Raw genomic sequence first — 26,065 nt, forward strand, 5'->3', positions numbered from 1 at the left:
TCATACTCGATTTCTGTAAGTTCTTTAACTTTTCTATTGTACCATAAATAGACAAACTTCAGGGAAAAAGCCACTTTATCATCTAGAGATTTTATGGCTATTTGTAGAAAAAAATAAAATTGTGATTTCGTGAGCATATTTTTTGAAATCGGTAACATATTCGCTTATAATGTAAGAGTAAAAAAATATATTTTTGAAAGTGAGATTTTACTATGTCTAAAATCGTTGTTGTTGGTGCCAACCATGCTGGTACTGCATGTATCAAAACCATGTTGACAAACTATGGGGATGCTAATGAGATTGTCGTATTTGACCAAAACTCAAACATTTCATTCTTAGGTTGTGGTATGGCTCTTTGGATTGGTGAACAAATCGCGGGTGCTGATGGACTTTTCTATTCAAATAAAGAAGAGTTGGAGTCACTAGGTGCGAAAGTTTACATGGAATCACCAGTTCTTTCAATCGACTACGATGCAAAAACAGTTACCGCTCTTGTTGATGGAAAAGAGCATGTAGAGATCTATGAAAAATTAATCTTTGCGACTGGTTCACAACCAATCTTGCCACCAATTAAAGGTGCAGAATTTAAATCAGGTTCTTACGAATTTGAATCAACACTTGAAAACCTCCAATTTGTTAAATTGTACCAAAACTCAGCAGATGTTATCGAGCGTTTGAAAGATAAAGATATCAACAAAGTTGCAGTTGTTGGTGCTGGTTACATTGGTGTAGAGCTTGCGGAAGCTTTCCAACGTAAAGGCAAAGAAGTTGTTCTCATCGATGTTGTGGACACATGTTTGGCTGGTTACTATGATCGTGATTTGTCTGATATGATGGCGAAAAACATGGAAGACAACGGTATCCAATTGGCATTTGGTGAAACAGTGAAAGAAGTCGCTGGTGATGGTAAAGTTGAGAAAATCATCACTGACAAGAACGAATACGATGTGGATATGGTTATCCTTGCAGTTGGTTTCCGTCCAAACACTGCCTTTGCAGGTGAAGGAATCGAACGCTTCCGTAATGGTGCCTTCCTTGTAAACAAACACCAAGAAACTTCAATCCCAGGTGTTTATGCTATTGGTGACTGTGCAACTATCTATGATAACGCAACTCGTGACACAAGCTACATCGCACTTGCTTCAAACGCTGTTCGTACAGGTATCGTAGCAGCACACAACGCTTGTGGTACTGACCTTGAAGGTATCGGTGTACAAGGTTCAAACGGTATCTCTATCTACGGTCTCAACTTGGTGTCAACAGGTTTGACACTTGAGAAAGCTAAACGCCTTGGTTTTGATGCAGCTGTTACTGAGTACACTGACAACCAAAAACCAGAATTCATGGAGCATGGTAACTTCCCAGTAACCATCAAGATTGTTTACGACAAAGATTCACGCCGTATCCTTGGTGCGCAAATGGCAGCTCGTGAAGATATTTCTATGGGTATCCACATGTTCTCACTCGCTGTTCAAGAAGGTGTAACCATCGAGAAATTGGCATTGACAGATATCTTCTTCTTGCCACACTTCAACAAACCTTACAACTACATCACAATGGCAGCTTTGGGCGCGAAAGATTAATACAAATAAGACAATCCAGTAGGACTGTTTTGGTTGAAGAAAAAATCCATTTTGGACGATTTTCTTCAACCTTTTTTCTACACTTAAAATTCATTATTAAGATTCTTTGTAGACAAAATAAATAGTTGAAGAAGCGCTTACATTGATGGTATACTTCATATGTAATAATATCAATCATTTTATAAAGGAGTATTGGTATGAAGAAACGATTTAGTTTATGTATCATCGCACTATTGGTTGCTTCCTTTTTCGGTGGTCCTTTTGTGGTTGCTTTGGATACTGTTGAGTATATAGGTCAAGAGCAGATAATTGGTTCTGATGATAGAACAACGGAAACAAGCATTGTTAGTGAGACAACGACTGTACAAGAACCTATCATTGTCAGTGAGACAACGACTGTACAAGAACCTGTCACTAAGGTAACATACAGCAGTGTGGGAGGTTCAGAATACGAACTGAAGACCTTTAAGGAGAAATTAGTGGTTGGGGAGAAGGGACAAATCCGTCGACCTCAGAATTCGCCACTCAAGGATTCTATTTATTCATTTGCGATGACTGTTTCTGACCCATCTGTCCTTTCCTTTGATGAAGAAGGCAACTGGACAGCCCACAAGGCAGGTAAGACGGATGTCACTTTTGGATTTCCAAGTGGCGATAGTGCCCAAGCAAAGAGATTTAATGAAGAGTTGACAAAACTAAATGTGGAGTTAGAGGTGAAAGATGTGGCTGTTACCATGACCATCACCGTTGTGGAGCCTGAGTCTCAAGTTATGTACCGTCTCTACAATCCTAATAACAAGGAACATTTTTACACCGCTAACTTACACGAGAAATATTGGTTGGGGCTTTTATGAGGGGATTGCTTGGCAGGCACCAAGTAAGGGTATCCCTGTTTATCGCCTTTACAATCCTATTCTTAAGGATCATCATTATACCTTGGATCAACATGAAGTCCGTGTTCTATCGAGCCAGCATGGTTGGAAAGAAGAAGGGATTGCTTGGTACTCGGGAGGTACTAAAAAGGTACATCGCCTCTTCCATAAGGGCTTGACTTCTGGCTCTCATCACTATACCCTTGATGAGAACGAAGTAAAAGTTGTACAAACCAGAGGTTGGATCTATGAGGGAATCGCATGGTATGGTCAATAGTTTAACAGCAAGAGTTTGGGACAAGGGTGTCCCAAACTCTATTTTTTCGTTTTAGATACTAATGGCGAAGTGGTTGAGTGGGCTCTAACAATCCGGGAGATTGTTAGAGGTCAGAAATGAAACAAATGGAGTTTGTGTCAAAATACGCAGAACATCCAGCTTTTACATCCCTCTATGACTGACGCGAACAGTGTTCGCTTTATCTCCAACCTCGAACTGTCTCCCAGACAGTTCGAGCTCAACAATTGGAAATGAAGATTTGTTGACGAAATCGAATTTCTTCGAAATGACCGATTTCTGTCACACTCTCTTTTTGCATCTTGAAAGGCAAGAAATTGGAAAAAAACTTGAAACCGATTGCAAAGCGTGCTAAAATGGTTAGAAGTAAGGAGGTGAGAAAATGAAAGAAATCAAAAAATCCGTGACCATGAAAGATGTTGCCCGTTTGGCAGGAGTTGGCGTTGGGACTGTTTCACGGGTTGTAAATAACGAAAAGGGCGTTAAGAAAGTAACCCTTGATAAAGTGCACAAGGCGATTAAGGAATTGGATTACCTGCCTGATGCTTATGCAAGAGGTATGAAAATCAATAAGACCGAGACGGTGGCCCTCATCATTCCAACCATTTGGCATCCATTTTTTGCAGAATTTTCTTTTTATGTTGAAAATGAATTGAGTAAACAGGGTTATAAGCTTCTGCTTTGCAATATTGATGGGGATAAAAAAGAGATTGAGTATATCACCATGCTCAAGCAAAATAAGGTGGATGGCATCATCGCCATTACTTACAGTCCCATTGAAGATTACCTGACGACCAATATTCCTTTTGTCAGTATCGATCGGACTTATGAGAATAAACATATTGCCTGTGTTACTTCTGACAACAAGGCGGGTGCCCAACTAGCCGCTCAAAAACTGATTGAAAAGGGTTGTCGTGAAATTGCCTTTGTTGGAAGCCACAATAGCACCAATAATGAGACAAAGAACCGGCATCTTTATTTCGAGCAGTATTTGACAAGGGAAGGTTACCATTGCCATTCTTTTGATATTGAGGAACCGTTTGATAATTTTGTCGAGCAGCTGGAAGTATTTTTGAAGGAACATCCTCAAATTGATGGTATCTTTGCAATCAATGACTTTGTTGCCCTAGATGTCATCGATATTTTAGAACATTTAGGAAAAAAAGTTCCGGATGATGTACAAGTCATCGGTTATGATGGGATCCGATTGGCAAATGAACGAAGGTATCCAGTTAGCACGATCAAGCAACCCCTTGAATTGATGGCAAAAGAAGCGGTGCAGATGCTGCTTAGTGTCATTGATGGGGAGTCTTACCCCCTCCAATCCGTTCTGCCTATTAGCTTTAAGGAAGGTCCGACCACAAAAAAATAAAAAATTTCAGTTTTTCTCTTGACAGAAAGCGCTCACAATGATAAGATGGTCTCAAGAAGAAATAAATTTTTATTTTTTGGTCAAAAACTGAAACGTTTCAAAAATTTAGAGGCTTTATTCATATAAGGTCTTTAAGTTCACAAAAAACTGAAACGTTTCAAAAAAGGAGGTTTACATGCGAAAAGATGTTTCTAACCTAAGTTTCTTGGAAAAGCTCAAGCAACAAAAACTCTTACTCTTGATGTTGGTTCCGGGACTTTTGTTGACATTTGTTTTTAGGTACATCCCCATGTATGGGGTCCTCATTGCCTTTAAGGATTACAACCCCTTAAAAGGGGTCCTGGGAAGTGAGTGGATCGGATTCGAGGAATTTACCAAATTCCTTTCCTCACCAAACTTTGGAATGCTCCTAGGCAACACCTTAAAACTTAGTGTTTATGGCTTGCTGTTAGGTTTTTTACCACCGATTATTCTGGCCATTATGCTCAATCAACTCTTGAGCGAAAAAGCTAAGAAACGGATCCAGTTGGTTCTTTATGCGCCAAACTTTATTTCCGTCGTGGTCATTGTCGGTATGATTTTCCTCTTCTTCTCCGTTAGCGGTCCGGTCAATGCCATCCTTGGAATTTTTGGGATTGAAGCCAACTTCTTGACCGATGCAGATTTCTTCCGACCCCTCTATATCCTGAGTGGTATCTGGCAGGGAATGGGTTGGGCCTCTACCCTTTACACGGCAACCCTCGTAAATGTTGATACATCTTTAATCGAAGCAGCCAAACTTGATGGGGCCAATATCTTCCAGCGCATCTGGCATATTGATTTACCCGCCCTTAAGCCTGTCATGGTTATTCAGTTTATCTTGGCCGCTGGTGGCATCATGAACGTCGGTTATGAAAAAGCCTTTCTGATGCAAACCTCGCTCAACCTAACCAGCTCCGAAATTATTTCTACCTATGTCTATAAAATCGGTTTGGTATCAGGTGACTACTCTTATTCAACTGCAGTTGGTTTGTTCAACGCCCTTATCAATATTATTCTCTTGATTGCTGTCAATAAGGTTGTTAAACGTATCAATGACGGTCAAGGTTTATAGGAGGCTTACATGAATACACAAATGTACACAAAATTTGACAGAAGGATGCTGATTGTCAATAAAATCTTACTAGCATTCTTAGTCTTGATTACAGTGGTTCCGATGGTCTATATTTTGATAGCCTCCTTTATGGATCCACAGGCTTTGGTGAGTAAGGGAATCAGTTTTGACCCCAATGACTGGTCCATTGAAGGCTACGAACGGGTATTCTCTGATAAGTCCATTCTTCGTGGTTTCTTCAACTCTCTCTTTTACTCCTTTGCCTTTGCCTTTATTACAGTAGCAGTCTCTGTCTTGACAGCCTATCCTCTCTCTCGAAAGGATTTGCTTGGTAAGAGATGGATCAACGCCTTCCTAGTCTTCACCATGTTCTTTGGTGGTGGCTTGGTACCGACTTATCTATTGGTCAAGGATTTGGGAATGCTCAATACCGTTTGGGCCATTATCATTCCTGGTGCGGTCAACGTATGGAATATCATTTTGGCTAGAACCTACTTCCAAGGGATTCCGGATGAGCTGGTTGAAGCAGCTGTTATTGATGGGGCCAATGAGTTCCAGATTTTTTGGAAAATCATGCTCCCGCTCGCTAAGCCCATTATGTTTGTTCTCTTCCTTTATGCCTTTGTCGGTCAGTGGAACTCTTACTTTGATGCTATGATTTACATCAAGGATCCTGATTTGGAGCCACTCCAACTAGTTCTTCGTAAAATCCTCATCCAAAGTGAGCCAGCAAAGGATATGATTGGGGCTCAAGCAGCCATGAATGAGATGAAACGGATTGCTGAAATGATTAAGTATGCGACCATTGTCATCTCCAGCTTGCCATTGATTGTGATGTATCCATTCTTCCAGAAATACTTTGACAAGGGTATTATGGCTGGATCCTTAAAAGGCTAATAGCTTGTCACCCAGTTTCCTTTTCCTGAGCATCAAAAGGTTCATGCAGTAAAATGGAAACGATAAAATTATCCATATTTAAGTAAAAAAATAGGAGGTTGTTTCTAATGAAACAGAAATTTGGAAAAACAGTTGTTGCTCTTCTAGCTAGCACGGTTCTCTTAGCAGCTTGTGGCTCGAAAGAACAAGCATCTAGTCCGGACTATGAACTGAAAAATGTTCAATTCCCACTCGAGGAAAAAGTGACCTTGAAATTCATGACAGCAAGTTCACCACTTGCGCCAGCAAATCCAAATGAAAAATTGATCTTCCAACGCATGGAGGAAGCAACTGGGGTGCATATCGAGTGGACCAACTACCAGTCTGACTTTGGTGAAAAACGGAACCTAGATATCGCTTCGGGAGACCTCCCAGATGCGATTCACAATGATGGGGCATCCGATGTCGAGTTAATGAACTGGGCTAATCAAGGGGTTATTGTTCCAGTTGAAGATTTGATCGATGAGCATATGCCAAATCTCAAGAAGATCTTGGATGAAAATCCAGAGTACCGTTCCATGATTACGGCCCCAGATGGCCATATCTATTCCTTCCCATGGATCGAAGAGTTGGGAGAAGGAAAAGAGTCTATCCATACAGTCAGTGATATTGCCTGGATTAACACAGAATGGTTAGACAAACTAGGTCTTGAAATGCCACAAACAACTGACGACCTGGTGAAGGTCCTTGAAGCCTTCAAGACAAAAGATCCAAACGGCAACGGTAAGGCAGATGAAATCCCAATGTCCTTTGTCAACGGTAACGGCGGCGAAGACTTCAAGATTCTCTTTGGTGCCTTTGGGGTCGGAGATAATGACGAACATTTGGTAGTCAATAATGATGGTACGGTAGACTTTACTGCCGATAACGAGGACTATAAAGAAGGTGTTCAATTCATGCGCACCTTGCAAGAAAAAGGTCTGATTGACCCAGAAGCTTTTGAACAAGACTGGAATACTTACTTAGCTAAGGGAAGTGAAAACCTCTACGGTGTTTACTTTACTTGGGACAAGGCCAACATCACTGGTATGAATGATACCTATGATATCTTGCCTGTATTGGCAGGTCCTGATGGTACCAAACATATCACTCGTACAAACGGTATGGGCTTCCAGCGTGATCGGATGGTCATCACATCAGCTAATAAAAACCTTGAGTTGACCGCTAAGTGGATTGATGCACAATACGAGCCAATTCAATCTGTACAAAATAACTGGGGTACATATGGTGATGAGACCCAACAGAACATCTTTGAATACGATGAAGCAACTAACAGCCTCAAACACTTGCCTCTAAACGGTACGGCTCCAGGTGAACTTCGTCAGAAGACAGAAGTCGGCGGTCCATTGGCGATTCTGGATGAGTACTATGGAACTGTAACAACCATGCCAGACGATGCCAAATGGCGTTTGGACTTGATGCATGCGACCTACCTTGATTATGTGACAAATGACAATATCTATCCTCGCGTCTTCATGGAACAGGAAGATTTGGACAAGATTGCCCAAGTTGAGGCAGACATGAACGACTATATTTACCGTAAACGGGCTGAGTGGATCGTAAATGGTGGTGTCGACGAAGAGTGGGATAGCTACCTGAAAGAACTGGAAAGCTATGGCTTGTCTGACTGGCTTGAAATCAAACAGAAATACTACGACCAATATAAAGAAAACGAATAATAAGAAATGAGAAAGGAGATTTCCGCGAGCATGATTGATGATGCAAATCACTATATCTCAGAGAAGAAGAACTCCATAAATCAGACTTTTAAACCAAGTGCCCATTTCTCCGCCCCTATCGGCTGGATTAATGATCCCAATGGATTTATCTTTTTCCGAGGCGAATACCATCTCTTTTACCAATTCTATCCTTACGGTTCCTTCTGGGGTCCCATGCACTGGGGTCATGCCAAAACTAAGGATTTTGTAGAGTGGGAGCATTTGCCTGTGGCTCTGGCTCCTGATATGCCTTACGACAAAGACGGCTGTTTTTCTGGCAGTGCCATCGTCAAAGATGATACCCTCTGGCTCATGTACACCGGAAATGTCGTCAATAATGACGGAACTGTTGAGCAGATTCAAAACATGGCCTATTCCAAGGACGGCATCCATTTTGAAAAGATTCAGGAGAACCCTGTTGCGACAGGAGAGATTTTGCCAGCAGAACTAGTCGCTGCGGATTTTCGTGATCCTAAGCTCTTTGAAAAAGATGGCCGTTACTATGCAGTGGTGGCTGCCAAGCACAAGGATGAAATTGGAACGGTAGTTCTTCTGGGATCAGATGATTTGATTAAATGGAATTTCGAGTCCATTTTCCTCAAAGGTCAATCCCACCAAGGTTTCATGTGGGAATGTCCAGACTTCTTTGAGTTGGATGGTCAAGCCTATATCACCGTTTCTCCAATGCGTTACGAGAGAACAGAAGAAGATTTTATCAATCTCAATTCAACGATTGCTATCGCAGGTCAGGTGGACTGGGACAAGAAAATTTTTGTCCAGACCGCTGTGTCAGAAATAGACCATGGACATGATTTCTATGCCCCTCAAAGTCTCCTAGACGATAAAGAGCAACGCATCATCATCGCCTGGATGCACAACTGGGGACGGACTGTCGTTCCTCATGAATTGGAGCATGGCTGGGCCTGCAATATGACTCTTCCTCGTATCCTTCATAAGGATGGACAAAAGCTGAGGCAGGAAGTACCGGAGGCAGTAGTGGCATCCTTCCCAGAGCTCCAAGTCGGAGATGAGGTAGATTGCATCGGTCGCTTGGAATTGGACATCCAGAACGATGCAGTTTTCCGCTTGGGGGATGAGTCTGATTATATCGAATTTGGCTACCAAGCTGGTTCCGTTTTCATTGACCGCAGCCAACAAAAATTGACTATTACTGGTGAAGAAGAATGGGATATCAGCCGCCGTTCAGTTTCCATAGATGCCCACCATTTACAGGTTTTCCTTGATAAAAACTCATTGGAAATTTTTGTGAATTATGGACAGGAAAGTCTGACATCAGCTATCTATCTGCAAGGGAAAAAAATCTTGCAACAAGTAAAATAAAAAAAGAATCTGAACCTTTCGTTTCAGATTTTTTTGATATCTACCTATTAATGCTTAAGTAAATTGACAACAAGTGATATAATATTACTATAAAATAATTATTCAGGGGAAGGTTGTAGCATGAAAAAAATATGGAATTCTTGGTTGCAAGAAGCTGTTTTTATCTACTGCTTTATTTATACAGCAGTCACCATTGTAAACAGCATCGCCTATCTCATGCAGGGAATCAGAGAAGACCCTAGTGGCAACTGGCACGAACTGACACGGGCTATGATTACTTTTATCGGAGTTTTGGCCTATATTTTGGCTAAAAAATTGCCTGTAAAAAATGTCTTCCTCCGCTCTGGCATCGTTTATGCTATCACTTTGCCTTTTGTCTTTTGTATGGTCTGGATGTGGCAATTCATCGAACCCCTGGCAGAAAGTGCCTATCGAGACATCTTCTTCAATTATACTGGACTCTTTCTGATTGTCTCTTCAATCGCCATGTTTGGTCAAAAAGTAAGAGGAAAAGGGCAAGTTTAATCTGTTTTATAACCTAAAATAGAAGGAGCTGATGTTCGTGCCAAGACCAACCACAAAGGACGATTTATTGGCTGCTGCTCAGAAAAACTATGAGAAGTTAAATACTCTCATTTCAAAAAATGTCCGAGAAAGAATTTCATACTCCCTTTGATTTTTCCAAGGATGAAAAGAAAAAAGAGGCCCATCAAAAAAATTGTAAGATTAAATAAACAGAGAAGGAGAAGGAAATTTAACCTTCTCTTTTTCTTACCTTCATTCTTTAAAGCAAAATCTCCACTCAACCAAGCCAGCATTTTTCCGTAAAAAATGGTATGATAGGAAGGCAGTATTTTATAACGGAGTAAAGAATGAATTCACTATTAAACGGAATGAACGACAGACAAGCGGAGGCGGTGCGAACAACGGAAGGACCGCTTTTAATCATGGCCGGAGCTGGGTCTGGTAAGACACGAGTCTTAACCCACCGCATTGCCTACTTAATCGATGAGAAGATGGTCAATCCATGGAATATCCTTGCTATTACCTTTACAAACAAGGCGGCGCGTGAGATGAAGGAGCGGGCTATGTTGCTCAATCCTGCAACCCAGGATAGTTTGATTGCTACTTTCCACTCTATGTGTGTACGGATTTTGCGCAGGGATGCAGATCATATCGGCTACAATCGAAATTTCACTATCGTGGACCCTGGTGAGCAGCGGACCCTGATGAAGCGGATCATGAAGGAGCTTAATCTAGATCCAAAGCAGTGGAGTGAACGCACGATTTTAGGAACGATTTCGAATGCAAAGAATGACCTGATAGATGAAATAGCTTATGACATGCAGGCTGGTGATTTTTACACAGAAGTCGTGGCCAAGTGCTATAAGGCGTATCAGAAGGAATTGCGCCAGTCGGAGGCCATGGACTTTGATGATCTTATCATGATGACGTTACGTCTCTTTGACCAACACCCTGAAGTCCTGACTTATTACCAGCAACGTTATCAGTATATCCATGTCGATGAGTACCAAGATACCAACCATGCCCAGTACCAGCTGGTCAAACTCTTGGCTTCCCGTTTTAAAAATATCTGTGTAGTCGGAGATGCAGACCAATCTATCTATGGTTGGCGGGGAGCTGACATGCAGAATATTTTAGATTTTGAAAAAGATTATCCAGATGCCAAGGTGGTTTTGTTGGAAGAAAATTATCGCTCGACAAAGACTATCTTGCGAGCTGCCAATGATGTCATTGAGCGCAATAAGAACCGCCGTCCTAAGAAACTCTGGACTCAAAATGAAGAGGGAGAGAAGGTTGTCTACTATCGGGCAAATGATGAGCAAGATGAGTCTATCTTTATTGCAGGTAAGATAGATGAATTAGCGCGTGAAGGTGCTAATTATAAGGATATGGCTGTCCTTTATCGCACCAATGCCCAGTCTCGGACCATCGAAGAAGCCCTTCTCAAGTCTAATATCCCCTATACTATGGTTGGTGGGACCAAATTCTACAGCCGCAAGGAAATCCGTGATATTATTGCTTATCTGAATGTCATTGCAAACCCAGCAGACAATATTTCTTTTGAGCGGATTGTTAACGAACCAAAACGTGGAGTGGGTCCAGGGAGTCTCACTAAAATCCGTGATTTTGCTAGCGCACAGGAGATGTCTCTATTAGAAGCTGCGGATAACATTATGCTGTCGGGTGTTAAAGGGAAAGCTGCCCAGGCCGTTTGGGATTTAGCTCAAATACTCTACCGGTTACGAGGTCAGTTGGATGAGATGACTGTAACAGAGCTTGCAGAGGCCGTATTGTCAGAAACAGGTTACATGACGGCTCTGACTGTTCAGGGAACTTTGGAGGCCAATGCCCGCATTGAAAATATCCAGGAATTTCTCTCCGTTACCAAGAGCTTTGATGAGAAAGAATCCGAAGAAGAAGAGACAGGATTGGATAAGCTAAGCCGTTTTCTTAATGACTTGGCATTGATTGCGGATACAGATGATGGTGATAGCGAGGCAGCGGAAGTAACCCTTATGACTCTCCACGCAGCTAAGGGTTTAGAATTTCCAGTGGTCTTTTTGATTGGGATGGAGGAAAATGTCTTTCCTCTCAGTCGAGCCTCTGACAATGAAAGTGAGCTAGAAGAGGAACGTCGTCTTGCCTATGTCGGTATTACACGGGCAGAGAAGACTCTTTATTTGACAAATGCCAATTCGCGCTTGTTGTATGGACGAACCAGCTACAATCAGCCTAGTAGATTCATCCGTGAAATCTCTTCTGACTTGCTGGATTACCAAGGATTGGCAAGGCCAGCCAATACCAGCTTTAAGGCCTCCTATGTCAACGGAAAAACTAGCCAGTTTGGTCAGGGGATGAGTCTAGCACAGGCCTTGCAAACTCGAAAATCAGCAGCCCAACCAGTTCGTCATCTAGGTGGAGACTTACCTTTTGGGAAGTCAACTGATTCACTTTTATCGACCACGACCTGGTCTATTGGTGACATTGCTGTCCATAGAAAATGGGGTGAGGGAACAGTTTTAGAAGTATCAGGCAGTGGCCAGCAACAAGAGTTGAAAATCAACTTTCCAGGTTTAGGCTTGAAGAAAGTTTTGGCAGCCATTGCACCAATCAAGAAAAAAGAGTAGGAGAACCGCACGGGTTGCAAAGAAAAGTCTGGCTATCTTAAGGAGCAGACAGAGTGCCTTTCACTGCTGGATAGCACTGTTTAAACAAGTACTTCGTGCTGAGATTTTTAGAACAGCCTACAACTTTCTCAAGAATGTATTGAAAAAACGATAATAAAAGCCAAATGTTTCAAAGTTCTGACGGATGATTGGAACTAACTTGCTAAAGCAGGTTGGTTCTTTTTTTGATATAATAGGCATAAGATATGTTTAGGAAGTGCCTATGAAATTATATTATACAAGTGTTGAACAAAATCTGACTTCTTATTTAGTTGAGCAAGCTCAGCATTTTGCAGATGCGGGCAAGCGGGTTTTCTACATTGCGCCTAACTCTTTATCTTTTGAAAAAGAGCGCACTGTTTTAGAAGATCTGCCTCAACAAGCATCTTTTCGCATTACAGTAACCCGTTTTGCGCAGATGGCTCGTTACTTTGTGCTGAACAATGTATCGACAAAGAAAACCATGGATAACACAGGACTCTCCATGGTGTTTTACCATGTCTTATCCCAATTTTCGGATAATGAATTGCAGGTTTACGGACGCCTGCGCAAGGATTCAGCATTTATCAAGCAGTTAGTAGAACTTTTCCAGGAATTAAAAACAGCTAATCTGACTATTCTTGATTTACAGCATCTGGGTGATGCAAAAGCAGAGGATTTATGTAAAATTTTTGGAGCAGCTTCAGATTGGCTCAATCGCCATCAGATAGAAAATCAGTCCAAATTAGCCCTCTTTGCTAGTCAAATTGAGAATGGCTATCTAGATGAAGAATTGGCAGATACTGTCCTCATTATAGATGGTTTTACGCGGTTTTCTGCTGAGGAAGACTATCTGATTTCTCTACTAGCAGAAAGATGTCATGACATTTTAATTGGAACCTATGCTAGTCAGAAGGCCTATCAATCCAATTTTATCCAAGGAAATATCTACCAAGCTCCGGTTGAATTTTTACGTCATTTGGCTAATGATTACGCTGTGAAACCAATTTATGTTGAAAATAAGGGCAATCCATCTGATTTCTCTCATTTTAGTCAATTCTGGGAAGGTCTCCATGATTTCAAACCTTTAGATGGTCAATGGAAAGCAGAACATCCATCTAGTCTAGAAATTTGGCAAGCAAGCAACCAAAAAGAAGAAGTAGAAGGCGTTGCAAGGAAAATCCGGCAACTTTTAGCTGACGGGGTTCGTTATAAGGATATTCTCGTTCTTTTGGGAGATGTAGAGAGTTATCAGTTGCAAATAAGCCAACTGTTCAAAAAATTTGATATTCCCTATTATTTTGGTAAGGGTGAAACTATGGCCAGTCATCCGCTCGTTCATTTTGTGGATTCGCTAGAACGTATCAAGCGATATAACTATCGAGCAGAAGATGTCCTCAACCTTCTGAAAACGGGACTGTATGGTCAGTTTACAGAGATGGAGGTCGATCGTTTTGCTCATTACGTGGCCTATGCAGATATCAAAGGACGCTCGCGCTTCGCTCGGGATTTTACAGCGAATCATGCAGGTAAGTATGATCTGGTACAAATCAATCAGATTCGTAAAAGAATGATAGAGCCATTGGACAACTTTCTCGCTGCTCGACCGCAGCAAGGGCTTAGTCTGCTAGATAAATTATCCCAATTTTTAAACGCTATCTCTTTGTCTACGAATATGGAACAACTAGCCAGTGGAGCTAGTGTGGAGGAAATGGAGAAGCATGAACAGGTCTGGAAGGTTTTTTCTGATTTGTTATTGCAAATGGCCGCTATCTTTAGTCAGGATAAGCTCGCAGTTGATGATTTTCTAGCCTTGCTCCGTTCTGGAATGCTAGCAGCTGACTACCGCACTATTCCCGCCACTGTAGATGTGGTCAATATAAAATCCTATGATCTGGTCGAACCCCACACAGCACCTTATATTTTTGCTATAGGTATGAGTCAAAGTCATTTTCCTAAAACGGCTCAAAATAAGAGCCTCTTGACAGATGAAGAGAGACAATCTATTAACGAGAAAGTAGGGAAATTCTCATCTTTTGAGATTTCATCAGCAGATACTGTGAAGAAAAATCATTTCGTTGCCCTATCTTTGCTGAATGCAGCGCATCAATCTTTAGTTCTGAGCTATCCTCAAGTGGCTAACGAGGGCGAAGAAGAACTTTCTGTCTATTTGAAAGAGTGGATAGAACTAGGTGTTCCAAAAATTGACAAAACAAAGGATTATCTGACTGCAAGCGGGGATCAGATTGGGCATTATAAGGATTTATTATCTACCGTCATTGCTGTCAATCAGCTCGACTGGGATCAGAAATGGACAAAAGAGAATCAAACTTTTTGGTCAGTAGCAGTCCGCTATTTACGAAAGCGATTGAGTGAAGATGGACTGACCATCCCACATATTCTAGATGAAGTGACCACTAGCAAGGTATCCGATGAAGTGATGCAGATTCGTTTTCCAGGAGATAAACCCCTTCATTTATCTGTATCTGGTTTGACCACTTTCTATAATAACCAGTATCTTTATTTCCTCAACTATATCCTTCAGTTGCAAGAGCTAGACAGTATCCATCCAGACCACCGTCATCACGGTATGTACTTGCATAGAATTTTTGAGTTAGCTTTACAGGAGGATGGACAGGATTTTGATAAACATTTGGAGCAGGCTATCATTCAGACCAGTCAAGATAAGCATTATCAGACCCTCTACCAGCAAGATGAGGAAAGTCGTTTTTCACAGGCTATTTTGAATGATATTGCACGTTCGACAGCTACGATTCTCCGAAACAATCGAGCGATTCGAGTAGCCTCTCAGGAGGAAAAATTTAAGCTGATTCTGCAAAATACTGTACAGATTAGTGGGATTATTGACCGCGTGGACCGCCTATCGGATGGTAGTTTAGGCGTAGTGGATTACAAATCAGGAGCCAACCAATTTGATATTTCTAAATTTTACAACGGTCTTAATTCCCAATTGGTCACTTACCTAGAAGCCTTACGCAGTCAGTATGGTGCTAGTGTTGACCAGCTTTTTGGAGCCATGTATTTGCATATGCAAGAGCCAAAACTGGACTTGAAAACTGCCAAATCCTTTGAAGACTTGAGCCAGCAAGCTAGTGGTGAGTTAGTTTATAAGGGACTATTTTCCGAGCAGGAGAAACAATTCCTAGCAGAGGGCGCCTACCATCTCAATAACGCAACTTACAGTGTGGATGAAATTGAAACCTTACTCAACTATAACGAGGAGCTTTATTTAGATGCAGCACAGACCATTCGGAGTGGCAAGTTTCTTATCAATCCTTACACAACAGATGGTCGGAGTGTTCAAGGTGAGCAAATCAAAAGTATTACTCATTTTGAGGCAGATCGGCATATGGGCGCAGCCCGTCGCTTACTCAAATTGCCAAGTCGTGGCAAAAAAGCAGCTTATCTAGACTTGATGAAAGGAGGAGAAACGGAAAACTAGTCAGTAACCGTACAAAAACATATCTTATGGAAGGAATTCATTTTTTAACCGAACAAGAAATTCAAGAACGTATCGCAGCAGAAGCTATTTCCGATAAGACTCAGAAGATGACACCTGAGCAGCTAACCGCTATTTATAGCAACGGTACCAATATCTTAGTTTCAGCATCGGCTGGTTCTGGTAAAACCTTTGTCATGGTTGAGCGGATCTTGGATATGATTCGTCGTGGCATCCGAATAGACCAGCTTTTTATCTCCACTTTTACTGTCAAGGCGGCGGGAGAACTGAAGGAGCGGTTGGAGAAACGATTGATGGCACAGCTAGCACAAGCTAATAGTGAGGAGGAGCGTCAACATTATTCTGCTCAACTGGCTGCCATCCCAACAGCAGATATTGGGACTATGGATGCTTTTAGCCAGAAGCTGGTCAACCAGTATGGTTATTTGATGGGGATTTCTCCCATTTTTCGCATCATGACAGATGAACATGAGCAGGACATCCTCAAAAAAGAAGTCTATACAGAACTCTTTACAGACTATATGCAGGGAGCACAGGCTGAACTGTTTCGAACCTTGGTTCGAAATTTCTCTGGCAATCGTAAAGACAGTCGGGCTTTTCGTCAGATTATCTACCAGATTTACAATTTTAGCCAGTCAACAGCTTCGCCAGAATATTGGCTCAAACACGTTTTTCTCAAACCTTATGAAAACCAGACGACCATCCAACCAGCTGAACTCATCAAGACAGTTCTGTCTGGTCAAGATTTGATAGAGGTGATTGCAAAGGCTGAAACCTATTTCAAGAACCATCTGGAGACGGTTAGGCAGGAATTTCAGAAATCCTATAAATACTTGAACAATGTTGAAGCCTTATTAGATGAATTGGCGGCATTTGATATTCATGGAGATTTGGCCTACTTACAAGCTTTCTGTGCCAAGATAGACCGCTTATCTGCTGGACGGAATTTGGTCATGGCTATTGGAGCTTCGAAGGACGAGACACTTAAAACATTTGCTACTACCTATAATCAAGAGCGAAATAGCTACCTTGAACCTTTCCGAAACCTCGCTCAGGCAAGTTTTGCTATTTTAGCATTGGAACCTCATCAATCGGCAATATTACCCATGTTGCAGCTTTTACAGGCCTTTGTCTTGGATTTTGCTGATAAGTATCTAGCTGTTAAAATGCAGGAAAATGCTTTTGAGTTTAATGATATCGCACATTTTGCCATCCGCATTTTGGAAGAAAATCCTAGTGTAGCGCAGATTTTTAAGGACAAGTATCATGAAGTTATGGTGGATGAATACCAGGATAACAACCATATGCAAGAACGCCTCCTAGAACTCTTATCTAATGGACATAACCGCTTTATGGTGGGGGATATCAAGCAATCCATCTACCGCTTTCGCCAAGCAGATCCTCTGATTTTTAATGGCAAGTTTAAGCTTTATCAAGAAAATCCTAAGGCTGGCAAACTCATTATTCTCAAAGAGAACTTTCGCAGTCAATCCACAGTGTTAGATGCTACAAATGGAGTGTTTAGCCACCTGATGGATGAGCAGGTGGGTGACATACTCTACGATAAGACACATCTCTTAGTAGCAGGTAGTGCCTCGCAAAAAGAAGTAAATCCAGCGCATCAGACAGAAGTCTTGATATACAATACCGAGGAAGTAGAGACTATTGTAGATTCGGAAGAATCTAGCTTTAGCCAAGGGGAAATTGACCTAGTAGCTAAAGAAATCATCCGTCTTCACAATGAAGAACAGGTCAAATTTTCTGACATCACTCTCTTGGTGGCCTCTCGTACTCGTAATGAGCCCTTGATTGCTAGCTTTGAACAGCATGGCATCCCAGTCGAGTCCGACGGCGGAGAGAAGAATTACCTCAAGTCCTTGGAAGTCATGATTATGCTAGATACCTTGCGTGTCATCGATAATCCACTGAACGACTTTGCCCTAACGGCTCTTTTACGGTCTCCGATGTTTGGTTTCGATGAAGATCAACTAGCTCGTCTAGCTGTGCAGGCAGAAAAAATCGAGCTTTATGAGAAAATGCTTTTAGCAAAAGCTGGGCAAGGCCAACATCCTCATCTGATTTTACCCGAACTAGCCCATAAGTTGACTCTATTCTTAGATGTGCTAGCGGATTGGAGACAATTTTCGAAAAAACACAGTCTCTATGATCTGATTTGGAAGATTTACAATGACCGACTCTACTATGACTATGTAGGAGCCCTCCCTCACGCCCAACGTCGACAGACCAATCTCTATGCCCTAGCCTTGCGTGCTAACAATTTCGAGCAAACTGGTTTTAAGGGACTAGCCCGATTTATCGGTATGATTGATAAGATTTTAGAGGGTGACAAAGACTTGATGGAAGTGGAAGTAGCTGCTCCGAAAAATGCTGTCAACCTCATGACTATTCACCACTCTAAAGGATTGGAATTCAAGTATGTTTTCATCCTTAATATTGACAAACGCTTTAGTATGAAAGACTCCCAATCTCCTCTGATTCTAAGCCGAGAAAATGGTCTAGGTATGAAGTACCTAGCAGATATGAAGGGGCAAGTTGAGACAAGTTTACCTCAGCTCAAAGTTGCTATCGAAACCCTGCCTTATCAAGCCAATCGTAGAGAACTCAATTTAGCTACCCTATCGGAGCAGATGCGTCTTCTCTATGTTGCTATGACCAGAGCAGAGAAAAAATTGTACCTAGTCGGTAAGGGCCAGAAGGACAAGCTGACAGAAAAATTTGATGGCAGTAGCGAGAATGGCTTTTTGCCAGCCAGTCAACGGGAAACCCTCTTATCCTTCCAAGACTGGCTTTTGGCCATCGATGCTGCCTTTCCAAGTAAGGAGCTTTCTTACACCATTCGTTATGTGGATAGGGAAGAACTAAGACCAGAAAAAATGGGACAACTGACTAATCGCATTCAAGCTGACAATCTGGCTGATAATCGTCAGTCATCCGACATCCAGCGCGCCCTTGAAGTACTGGATAGTGTGGAGCAACTCAATCAGCTCTATGCCCCAGCTATCAATCTACCTAGTCTTCGGACTCCCAGTCAAGTTAAAGCTTTCTACGAACCTGTCATGGATACAGAAGGTATAGATATCATGGATAAGGTTGCTGCCAAAAAAGAAAGTCCAGTTAGCTTTGTATTGCCTGATGTGACGAAAGAGCCCCCCATCACAGGCACAGCCCTTGGTTCTGCCACCCATGAGCTGATGCAACGATTGTACTTGAGTGAGACTGTCAGCTTGGCTGATGTAGAGATAGCACTAGATCAGGTCCAGTCTCCAGAACAGGTCAAGAACAAGATGAACTTACAGAAAATCCTCAGTTTCTTTGAAACAGAACTAGGTCAACTCATCTTATCCAATCTAGATAAGCTCTACCGCGAAGCCCCTTTTGCCATGCTAGAAGAAGATCCTATCAGTAAGGAAAACTATGTCATCCGCGGAATTGTAGATGGCTATCTTGTCTTTGATAACCGTATCGTTCTTTTTGACTATAAAACCGACCAGTATCAGCAAGCTAGCCAGATTCGTGATCGTTACGCCTTTCAAATGAAACTATATGCCAAAGCCCTACAACGCTCTTATCAAGTAGACCAAGTGGAGGCCTACCTCATCCTTCTTGGAGGAGAAAAAGTAGAGGTTATAAGGGTCTAAAAAACAATAAATTTTACTAAAAAACCAAAAAGCAAGCGACTGTAAGCGTTTGCTTTTTGAGTGAAAAGTAGTATAATAGAATAGTGAAATTTTCTAATGATTAACATTGGATGAGCAATAAAAATAGCACCGAATCGGTGCCCCTTTTTATAAAGTTTAGTTTAGTATCAATCTAGCTTTTGGACTGTAAAATAGAATTAATTTTTACCATGATTGGTTCTGTTTTTGTACTCTCAAGATTTAAATCAATAAAACCTTTCTCAGATTTGCCCAACTTTCTCGCTTGTGTTACAATAAAAGAAAAGTACAAAGGTGGTGTCATATGGAAAAAACTTTTTTTATTATCAAACCAGACGGAGTGAGCCGTGGTTTGGTGGGACATGTGTTGCATCGGATGGAGCGCCGTGGCTTTGTGATTGAGCGGTTGGAAATGCGGCAGGCTACACCTGAGCTTTTGCGAGAGCATTATGCGGCTCTAGTGGACAAACCTTTCTTCCCCGAAATTGAAGAATATATGACTTCAGGTCCACTCTTGGCAGGAGTTATTAAGGGTAATCGTGTCATCTCATCTTGGCGGACCATGATGGGAGCTACAAATCCTAAGGATGCTCTTCCAGGGACTATTCGCGGGGATTACGCTCAGGCACCCGGGGATTCTGGTGGTATTTTCAATGTAGTACATGGATCTGACTCCGCAGAATCAGCCAAGAAAGAGATTGCTCTCTGGTTTGGCTCTGATGCCCTCTAAATCTTTTTCATGGAGAAAAATCATTTTTACTTTTTTCATAAAAAAAGTTCAGTCAATTATATTTGCAATCGAAAAGTCGAGCAGAAACTCGGCTTTTTATGGTATAATGAAGGGTAATAAAATTTTGACTGTAATAGGAAAATAACATGAATATTGAAGAATTAAAAAACCGTCAGGAGAGAATCAGAAACTTCTCCATCATTGCTCATATTGACCATGGGAAATCAACCTTGGCAGATAGGATTTTAGAGCAAACTGAGACCGTTTCTAGTCGTGAAATGCAGGCCCAACTCTTGGACAGTATGGATTTGGAGCGCGAACGTGGCATTACTATCAAGCTGAATGCTGTTCAGCTCAACTATAAAGCTAAGGACGGAGAAACTTATATTTTCCACTTGATTGATACACCGGGGCACGTGGACTTCACCTATGAGGTATCGCGCTCTTTGGCGGCCTGTGAAGGAGCTATTTTAGTCGTGGATGCTGCTCAAGGGATAGAAGCTCAAACTCTGGCCAATGTCTATCTTGCTTTAGATGCAGATTTGGAAATCATGCCTGTTATCAACAAGATTGACCTACCCGCAGCTGATCCTGAGCGTGTGCGGCAAGAAATCGAAGATGTGATTGGTCTGGATGCCTCAGAAGCGGTTCTAGCTTCTGCTAAGGCAGGAATTGGAATCGATGAAATCCTAGAGCAAATCGTTGAAAAAGTCCCAGCCCCAACTGGTGATATTGAAGCACCTCTCCAAGCGCTTATTTTTGACTCGGTTTATGATCCTTATCGTGGCGTTATCCTCCAAGTCCGTATCGTCAATGGTATGGTTAAGCCCGGTGATACCATCCAAATGATGTCTAATGGGAAGACCTTTGATGTGACGGAAGTTGGGATTTTTACTCCTAAGGCTATGGGTCGTGATGTCTTAGCAACTGGGGATGTTGGTTACATTGCTGCCTCAATCAAAACCGTTGCAGATACTCGTGTCGGGGATACCATTACTTTGGCCAACAATCCAGCTGTAGCCCCCCTTTCTGGCTACAAGCAGATGAATCCGATGGTCTTTGCCGGTCTCTATCCTATCGAATCAAATAAATACAATGACCTTCGTGAAGCCTTGGAAAAGCTACAACTCAATGATGCCAGTCTTCAATTTGAACCTGAAACTTCTCAAGCCCTAGGCTTTGGTTTCCGTTGTGGTTTCTTGGGTCTTCTTCATATGGATGTCATCCAGGAGCGTCTAGAGCGTGAATTCAACATCGATCTCATCATGACAGCTCCATCGGTGGTTTACCATGTTCATACAACAGATGGAGAGATGGTGGAAGTATCTAATCCATCCGAATTCCCAGACCCGACCAAGGTGGATAGTATTGAAGAGCCATATGTAAAAGCACAAATCATGGTACCACAAGAGTATGTAGGTAGCGTCATGGAATTGGCTCAGCGCAAGCGCGGTGATTTCGTGACGATGGATTATATCGATGAAAATCGGGTCAATGTCATCTATCAAATTCCGCTAGCGGAGATTGTCTTTGACTTCTTTGATAAACTCAAATCTTCCACTCGTGGTTATGCCTCATTTGATTATGAAATTTCAGAGTACCGTAAATCCAAGCTGGTCAAGATGGATATCCTCCTCAACGGTGATAAGGTCGATGCACTCAGCTTTATCGTCCACAAGGAATTTGCCTATGAGCGCGGTAAACTCATTGTTGAAAAACTCAAGAAAATTATCCCACGTCAGCAGTTTGAAGTGCCCATTCAGGCGGCTATTGGTCAAAAAATCGTGGCTCGCTCTGACATCAAGGCCTTGCGTAAAAATGTTCTTGCCAAGTGTTATGGCGGTGACGTTTCCCGAAAACGTAAGCTTCTTGAAAAGCAAAAGGCTGGTAAGAAACGCATGAAGGCCATTGGGTCTGTGGAAGTGCCACAAGAAGCCTTTCTTAGCGTTCTGTCTATGGATGAAGATGAGAAAAAATAAAGATTGTGTATAACACTATGGATAAAGAAATCTATAAATTGTGCCTTGGGAAAGCAGATAGCTTTACAGAAATTGCTAGTGCATTTCCTAAGAAGTTAGAAGCAACTGTCATTGAAGCAGTTGGCTATGAAGTAGGCCCGATGCAGACCATTCTTTACGTATTCGAGCGGCATTTTTTTCGGACAGAGAGTATGGCTAGTTTGACGGTTCTCTTTACCAATGATGGTCAGCAGATTTTTGCAGATATCATTGCTTCAGGGGCTGGTCAAGGTGTCTTTAATATCAGCTGGGGCGCCAACGGTTCTTTTGCCAGGATGGTTGTAGACATTTTGCAACAACAAGGTTTCCAAGTCTTGGCACAAAAAGATAGTCCCTAGTGTCATGATTAGAAAGAAGAGCTATGTTAGAGAAGCGAGTGAACCAGATTGCTCAGAAATTAAGTCCACAAGGACGTGAGATTTATCTGGCCATGATTCCGGCTTATATATCTGGCTATGTGGATTATGTTTTCCAAACGGATAAGCCTGATGTTCAGGCAAGGCGAATCAAAAATTTAGATAAGAATTTCAGGCGCTTGCTGATAGAGCCCTATTTCTGGATTCAGCCGATGAGCCAAGAGTCTGCTGAGGAGATTGCAAAATGGTGTTACCCTGCTCCCTATGATTTTTATGATATGGCAGCAGATGAGGAAGATCTCACCGAGCTCTTATCAGCAACTTCCAGAAAAAATACCTATTATGAAGTCATACGTAATGGGGCCCTCTTTGGATTTGCCTGTTTTTATCCAGAAAAAGAACAGCTAGAAATTGGTCTCGGGATGAAACCAAACCAGACGGGACAAGGACTGGGAGTTGTTTTCTATCAAGCAATCGAAGATTTTGCTCGTTCTCAATTCGATTGCCCTACGTTTTGCTTATCCGTTGCTAGTTTTAATCAGCGCGCCTTGACGCTGTATCAAAAAGTCGGCTATACTAAAGTTGCTGATTATTACCAATCCACGAATGGCGGTTATTATCCCTTTATCAAACTAATCAAGCAGATAAGCAACGATGCGAAATAAGATTGTGGCAAGCCAAAACGACAAGCTAAACAGTTGGCTGAAGTTGCTGTAGGAGATAGTCTGGTTTGGACAGTACCCAAGTGCATTGTGGTATGTACACTGACCTTTGGACAGGTCATAATTTCATAGTTGGAATCTGAAGTTTGTTGACGTTTGTCAGTGTTTCCTTCATTTTTCAAAAAATCATAAGTAAAATGAGTAAAGATATGGATATCGAAAAATACCGACAGTTAGCTTTGCAAAAAAGAGTAGAGCATAAGAAATTTTTAGCGACCTTACGAAAGAAGGTCCCAAAACACTTGGATAAAATTGTTCAGGAAATTCATGAGGAAGTCTTTATGGAGATTGACTGTACCAAGTGTGCTAACTGTTGCAAGACCTTGGGACCGGATCTGACAGAAGCAGATATCACTCGAATTTCCAAACATTTTCGTATGAAGCTACAGGAGTTTGAAGCTGCTTATCTGCAAGTGGATGAAGATGGTGATAAGATTTTCCAGTGCATGCCTTGTCCGTTTTTGGGGCCAGACAATCTTTGTGATATTTACGATGTTCGACCAAAGGCTTGCCGTGAGTTCCCTCATACTGACCGTAAGAAGATCTACCAGATCAATCATTTGACTCTCAAAAATACTCTGATTTGCCCGGCAGCCTATCTTTTTGTTGAAAAGTTGCGGGAAAGAATTTGATTTTTGTGAAAAATGAACAAAATCTGACCTAAATCATTGACTTCTACCAGATAACCTGTTAGAGTAGGAGAGTAATAAGTTTTTTGAGTCAAAGTATCAGTTTTATCTATGTTTTATCTCTTTAAAGTTTTTACAAATAAATAAAAAAGAGGTAACTCAACATGGCAGTAGGAACTGTAAAATGGTTTAACGCAGAAAAAGGCTTTGGCTTTATTTCACAAGAAAATGGACAAGATGTCTTCGCACACTTTTCAGAAATCCAAGCAGATGGCTTCAAGTCTTTGGACGAAGGCCAAAAAGTGGAATTTGAAGTCACAGAAGGCAACCGTGGTCCACAAGCTAGCAATATTGTTAAATTATAAAAATCGAACTACGAACTTGTGTTCGTGGTTTTTTTGTGCTATCCACTCTTTCTTATTATGGTAAAATAAGAGGGGTTATTTAATAAAGAGTATATGGGGGTAATGATGGTTTCTGTGGTTTGGTTTAGAAGAGATTTACGGATGACAGATCATAAGGCTTTAGCCAAAGCTATTGCAGCTAGGCAACCAATTCTATGTTTTTTTCACCTGAATGAGAAACAGTTGTCTAGTAGTCCCACTCCCAACCAGTCAGCTTTTCTCGCCAGCCTTATGCATTTTCAGGAGGAGCTTAAGAAAAAAAATATCGAACTTCACTTAGTCTATGGAGAGCTATTACCGTCACTTGAAAAACTCTATTGTGATTTGCCCGACTGGACAGATGTCTATTTCAATTATGATGAGTCAGGTTTTGGTCGAAAGCGTGACCAAGCTGCTGCTACATTTTTCCGAGAAAAGGGTATAGCTATCCATGCTTATCAGGACCATTATTTGCATGGCAGTCAGGAAGTTCTGAACCAAACGGGTCAATCCTATAAAGTTTTTACTCCCTACTATAAGTCTTGGATTCAACTACCTAAAGAAACGCCTATTTCTATTGAACTTTCCCAAGCTACTTGGTTGAGCATGAAGACATCCTCACAGGTTTTACACCAAATCAAACATTTATGGGATGGAACTAGCCTACACTATCCAGGGACTGAGCAAGCTCAGGCTGTCTTGGCTGATTTTGTGAGTAGTTCTTTGGCAGAATACGATAAGATGCGCGACTTTCCGGCCAAGAGTGGTACGAGCCGTTTATCTTCTTATTTGCGTTCAGGAGAGATTAGTATTCGTCAAGTTTATCACGTAGTCAGACAGGCTCCGACTAGTCAAGGACAAGCTACTTTTATCAAAGAGTTAGCCTGGCGTGATTTTTACAATATGATTTATGTTTGTCATCCAGAACAAAAGGAGAGATCTATCCAGCCTGCCTTTGATTTGGTGGAATGGGAGAATCATCCTGCTGATTTAGAGGCCTGGAAGAAAGGTCAAACAGGTTATCCTATCATTGACGCTGCCATGCGCCAGCTTTCTCAGACTGGTTGGATGCACAACCGATTGCGGATGATTGTGGCTTCATTTTTGACGAAGGATTTGTTGATTGATTGGAGATTAGGGGAGAAGCATTTTCAGGAAATGTTGATTGACTATGATGCAGCAAGTAACATTGGAGGGTGGCAATGGGCTGCATCTACTGGTACCGATGCGGTGCCTTATTTCCGTATTTTTAATCCTGTTACGCAAAGTCAGCGTTTTGACCCACAAGGAGATTTTATCAAGACCTACCTGCCAGAATTGCGTTCTTTACCAGCTAAACATGTTCACCAGCCTTGGAAATTACCCAAAAATCTAGAGGAAGAACTCAATTTTGAGCTCGGTAGAGATTATCCAAAGCCTATCGTAGACCACAGTCTCCAACGAAAACGTGCTATCGCCAAGTATGAATGGGCCAAGGAAAACTATCACTCAAATAAGAAAAGCTAGTTATGTTTATATCTTGGTAGACGATTTGTTGGCAATTGTTTTATGAATATGTCAACACTTAGATGATACAGTTTGAGAGCGGTTGCTTTGAAATGATGTTGGAAGTTGTCGATCTAGAAAATAAACCAACTGTGTCAAGAATACTGCTATTTTATAAAAAATCAAACAAAAAGAAATGTAATA

Annotated in this window: 19 protein-coding genes and 1 pseudogene; all 20 read left to right on the top strand. The window is 41.7% G+C overall.

Features of this window, described 5'->3' with window-relative positions; translation table 11 throughout:
- Nucleotides 1-212 precede the first annotated feature (212 nt).
- The 20 genes and pseudogenes from nox (at nucleotide 213) to F602_RS0106750 (ending at nucleotide 25,882) form a co-directional block, all read left to right on the top strand.
- Nucleotides 213-1,583: a H2O-forming NADH oxidase gene (nox, locus tag F602_RS0106650; RefSeq protein ID WP_018167186.1), complete on the top strand. Its 1,371-nt coding sequence runs from the start codon at nucleotides 213-215 to the stop codon at nucleotides 1,581-1,583.
- 197 nt (nucleotides 1,584-1,780) lie between these two features.
- Nucleotides 1,781-2,437: a hypothetical protein gene (locus F602_RS10620; protein ID WP_018167187.1), complete on the top strand. Its 657-nt coding sequence runs from the start codon at nucleotides 1,781-1,783 to the stop codon at nucleotides 2,435-2,437.
- Nucleotides 2,331-2,732 carry a hypothetical protein gene (locus F602_RS11160; protein WP_281158436.1) on the top strand — a complete coding sequence of 134 codons (402 nt, stop codon included), beginning with the start codon at nucleotides 2,331-2,333 and terminating at the stop codon, nucleotides 2,730-2,732. The genes F602_RS10620 and F602_RS11160 overlap by 107 nt, the downstream gene beginning before the upstream one ends.
- 400 nt (nucleotides 2,733-3,132) lie before the next feature.
- Nucleotides 3,133-4,122, top strand: coding sequence for a LacI family DNA-binding transcriptional regulator (locus F602_RS0106665; RefSeq protein WP_018167189.1), 990 nt, complete (start codon nucleotides 3,133-3,135; stop codon nucleotides 4,120-4,122).
- A gap of 175 nt (nucleotides 4,123-4,297) precedes the next feature.
- The gene (locus tag F602_RS0106670) at nucleotides 4,298-5,215 is read left to right on the top strand and encodes an ABC transporter permease (RefSeq protein ID WP_018167190.1); all 918 of its coding nucleotides are present in this window, start codon (nucleotides 4,298-4,300) and stop codon (nucleotides 5,213-5,215) included.
- A gap of 9 nt (nucleotides 5,216-5,224) precedes the next feature.
- Entirely contained in the window at nucleotides 5,225-6,112 is an 888-nt protein-coding gene (locus tag F602_RS0106675) for a carbohydrate ABC transporter permease (protein ID WP_018167191.1), read from the top strand.
- A gap of 107 nt (nucleotides 6,113-6,219) precedes the next feature.
- Nucleotides 6,220-7,830 (top strand): ABC transporter substrate-binding protein, encoded by a 1,611-nt coding sequence (locus F602_RS0106680; protein WP_018167192.1) that lies wholly within the window; start codon nucleotides 6,220-6,222, stop codon nucleotides 7,828-7,830.
- Between the two features lie 30 nt (nucleotides 7,831-7,860).
- A complete protein-coding gene (locus tag F602_RS0106685) occupies nucleotides 7,861-9,210 on the top strand; it encodes a glycoside hydrolase family 32 protein (protein ID WP_018167193.1) in 1,350 nt (449 codons plus the stop codon).
- A 120-nt stretch (nucleotides 9,211-9,330) separates the two neighbouring features.
- A complete protein-coding gene (locus F602_RS0106690; RefSeq protein ID WP_018167194.1) occupies nucleotides 9,331-9,735 on the top strand; it encodes a DUF6608 family protein in 405 nt (134 codons plus the stop codon).
- Nucleotides 9,736-9,772: 37 nt separating this feature from the next.
- Nucleotides 9,773-9,935, top strand: a pseudogene (locus F602_RS11110) (ClbS/DfsB family four-helix bundle protein); the annotation flags it as partial.
- A 147-nt stretch (nucleotides 9,936-10,082) separates the two neighbouring features.
- A complete protein-coding gene (gene pcrA / locus F602_RS0106700) occupies nucleotides 10,083-12,362 on the top strand; it encodes a DNA helicase PcrA (RefSeq protein WP_026183345.1) in 2,280 nt (759 codons plus the stop codon).
- A 262-nt stretch (nucleotides 12,363-12,624) separates the two neighbouring features.
- Nucleotides 12,625-15,843, top strand: coding sequence for an ATP-dependent nuclease subunit B (rexB, locus tag F602_RS0106705; RefSeq protein WP_018167197.1), 3,219 nt, complete (start codon nucleotides 12,625-12,627; stop codon nucleotides 15,841-15,843).
- Nucleotides 15,844-15,869: 26 nt separating this feature from the next.
- Complete coding sequence (gene addA, locus F602_RS0106710; protein ID WP_018167198.1) at nucleotides 15,870-19,520, top strand: helicase-exonuclease AddAB subunit AddA; 3,651 nt, start codon at nucleotides 15,870-15,872, stop codon at nucleotides 19,518-19,520.
- Between the two features lie 322 nt (nucleotides 19,521-19,842).
- Nucleotides 19,843-20,268: a nucleoside-diphosphate kinase gene (ndk, locus tag F602_RS0106720; protein ID WP_018167200.1), complete on the top strand. Its 426-nt coding sequence runs from the start codon at nucleotides 19,843-19,845 to the stop codon at nucleotides 20,266-20,268.
- Nucleotides 20,269-20,414: 146 nt separating this feature from the next.
- The gene (lepA, locus tag F602_RS0106725; RefSeq protein WP_018167202.1) at nucleotides 20,415-22,247 is read left to right on the top strand and encodes a translation elongation factor 4; all 1,833 of its coding nucleotides are present in this window, start codon (nucleotides 20,415-20,417) and stop codon (nucleotides 22,245-22,247) included.
- A 17-nt stretch (nucleotides 22,248-22,264) separates the two neighbouring features.
- Complete coding sequence (locus F602_RS10630) at nucleotides 22,265-22,624, top strand: DUF6054 family protein (protein ID WP_018167203.1); 360 nt, start codon at nucleotides 22,265-22,267, stop codon at nucleotides 22,622-22,624.
- A gap of 23 nt (nucleotides 22,625-22,647) precedes the next feature.
- Nucleotides 22,648-23,307, top strand: a complete 660-nt coding sequence (locus tag F602_RS0106735) for a GNAT family N-acetyltransferase (protein WP_018167204.1) — start codon at nucleotides 22,648-22,650, stop codon at nucleotides 23,305-23,307.
- 206 nt (nucleotides 23,308-23,513) lie between these two features.
- Nucleotides 23,514-23,996 (top strand): YkgJ family cysteine cluster protein, encoded by a 483-nt coding sequence (locus F602_RS0106740; RefSeq protein ID WP_018167205.1) that lies wholly within the window; start codon nucleotides 23,514-23,516, stop codon nucleotides 23,994-23,996.
- 161 nt (nucleotides 23,997-24,157) lie between these two features.
- The gene (locus F602_RS0106745; RefSeq protein WP_018167206.1) at nucleotides 24,158-24,358 is read left to right on the top strand and encodes a cold-shock protein; all 201 of its coding nucleotides are present in this window, start codon (nucleotides 24,158-24,160) and stop codon (nucleotides 24,356-24,358) included.
- 105 nt (nucleotides 24,359-24,463) lie between these two features.
- Entirely contained in the window at nucleotides 24,464-25,882 is a 1,419-nt protein-coding gene (locus tag F602_RS0106750; RefSeq protein WP_026183347.1) for a cryptochrome/photolyase family protein, read from the top strand.
- Nucleotides 25,883-26,065: the final 183 nt, after the last annotated feature.

Origin of the sequence: Streptococcus minor DSM 17118, assembly GCF_000377005.1 — a bacterium.
GTDB lineage: Bacteria > Bacillota > Bacilli > Lactobacillales > Streptococcaceae > Streptococcus > Streptococcus minor.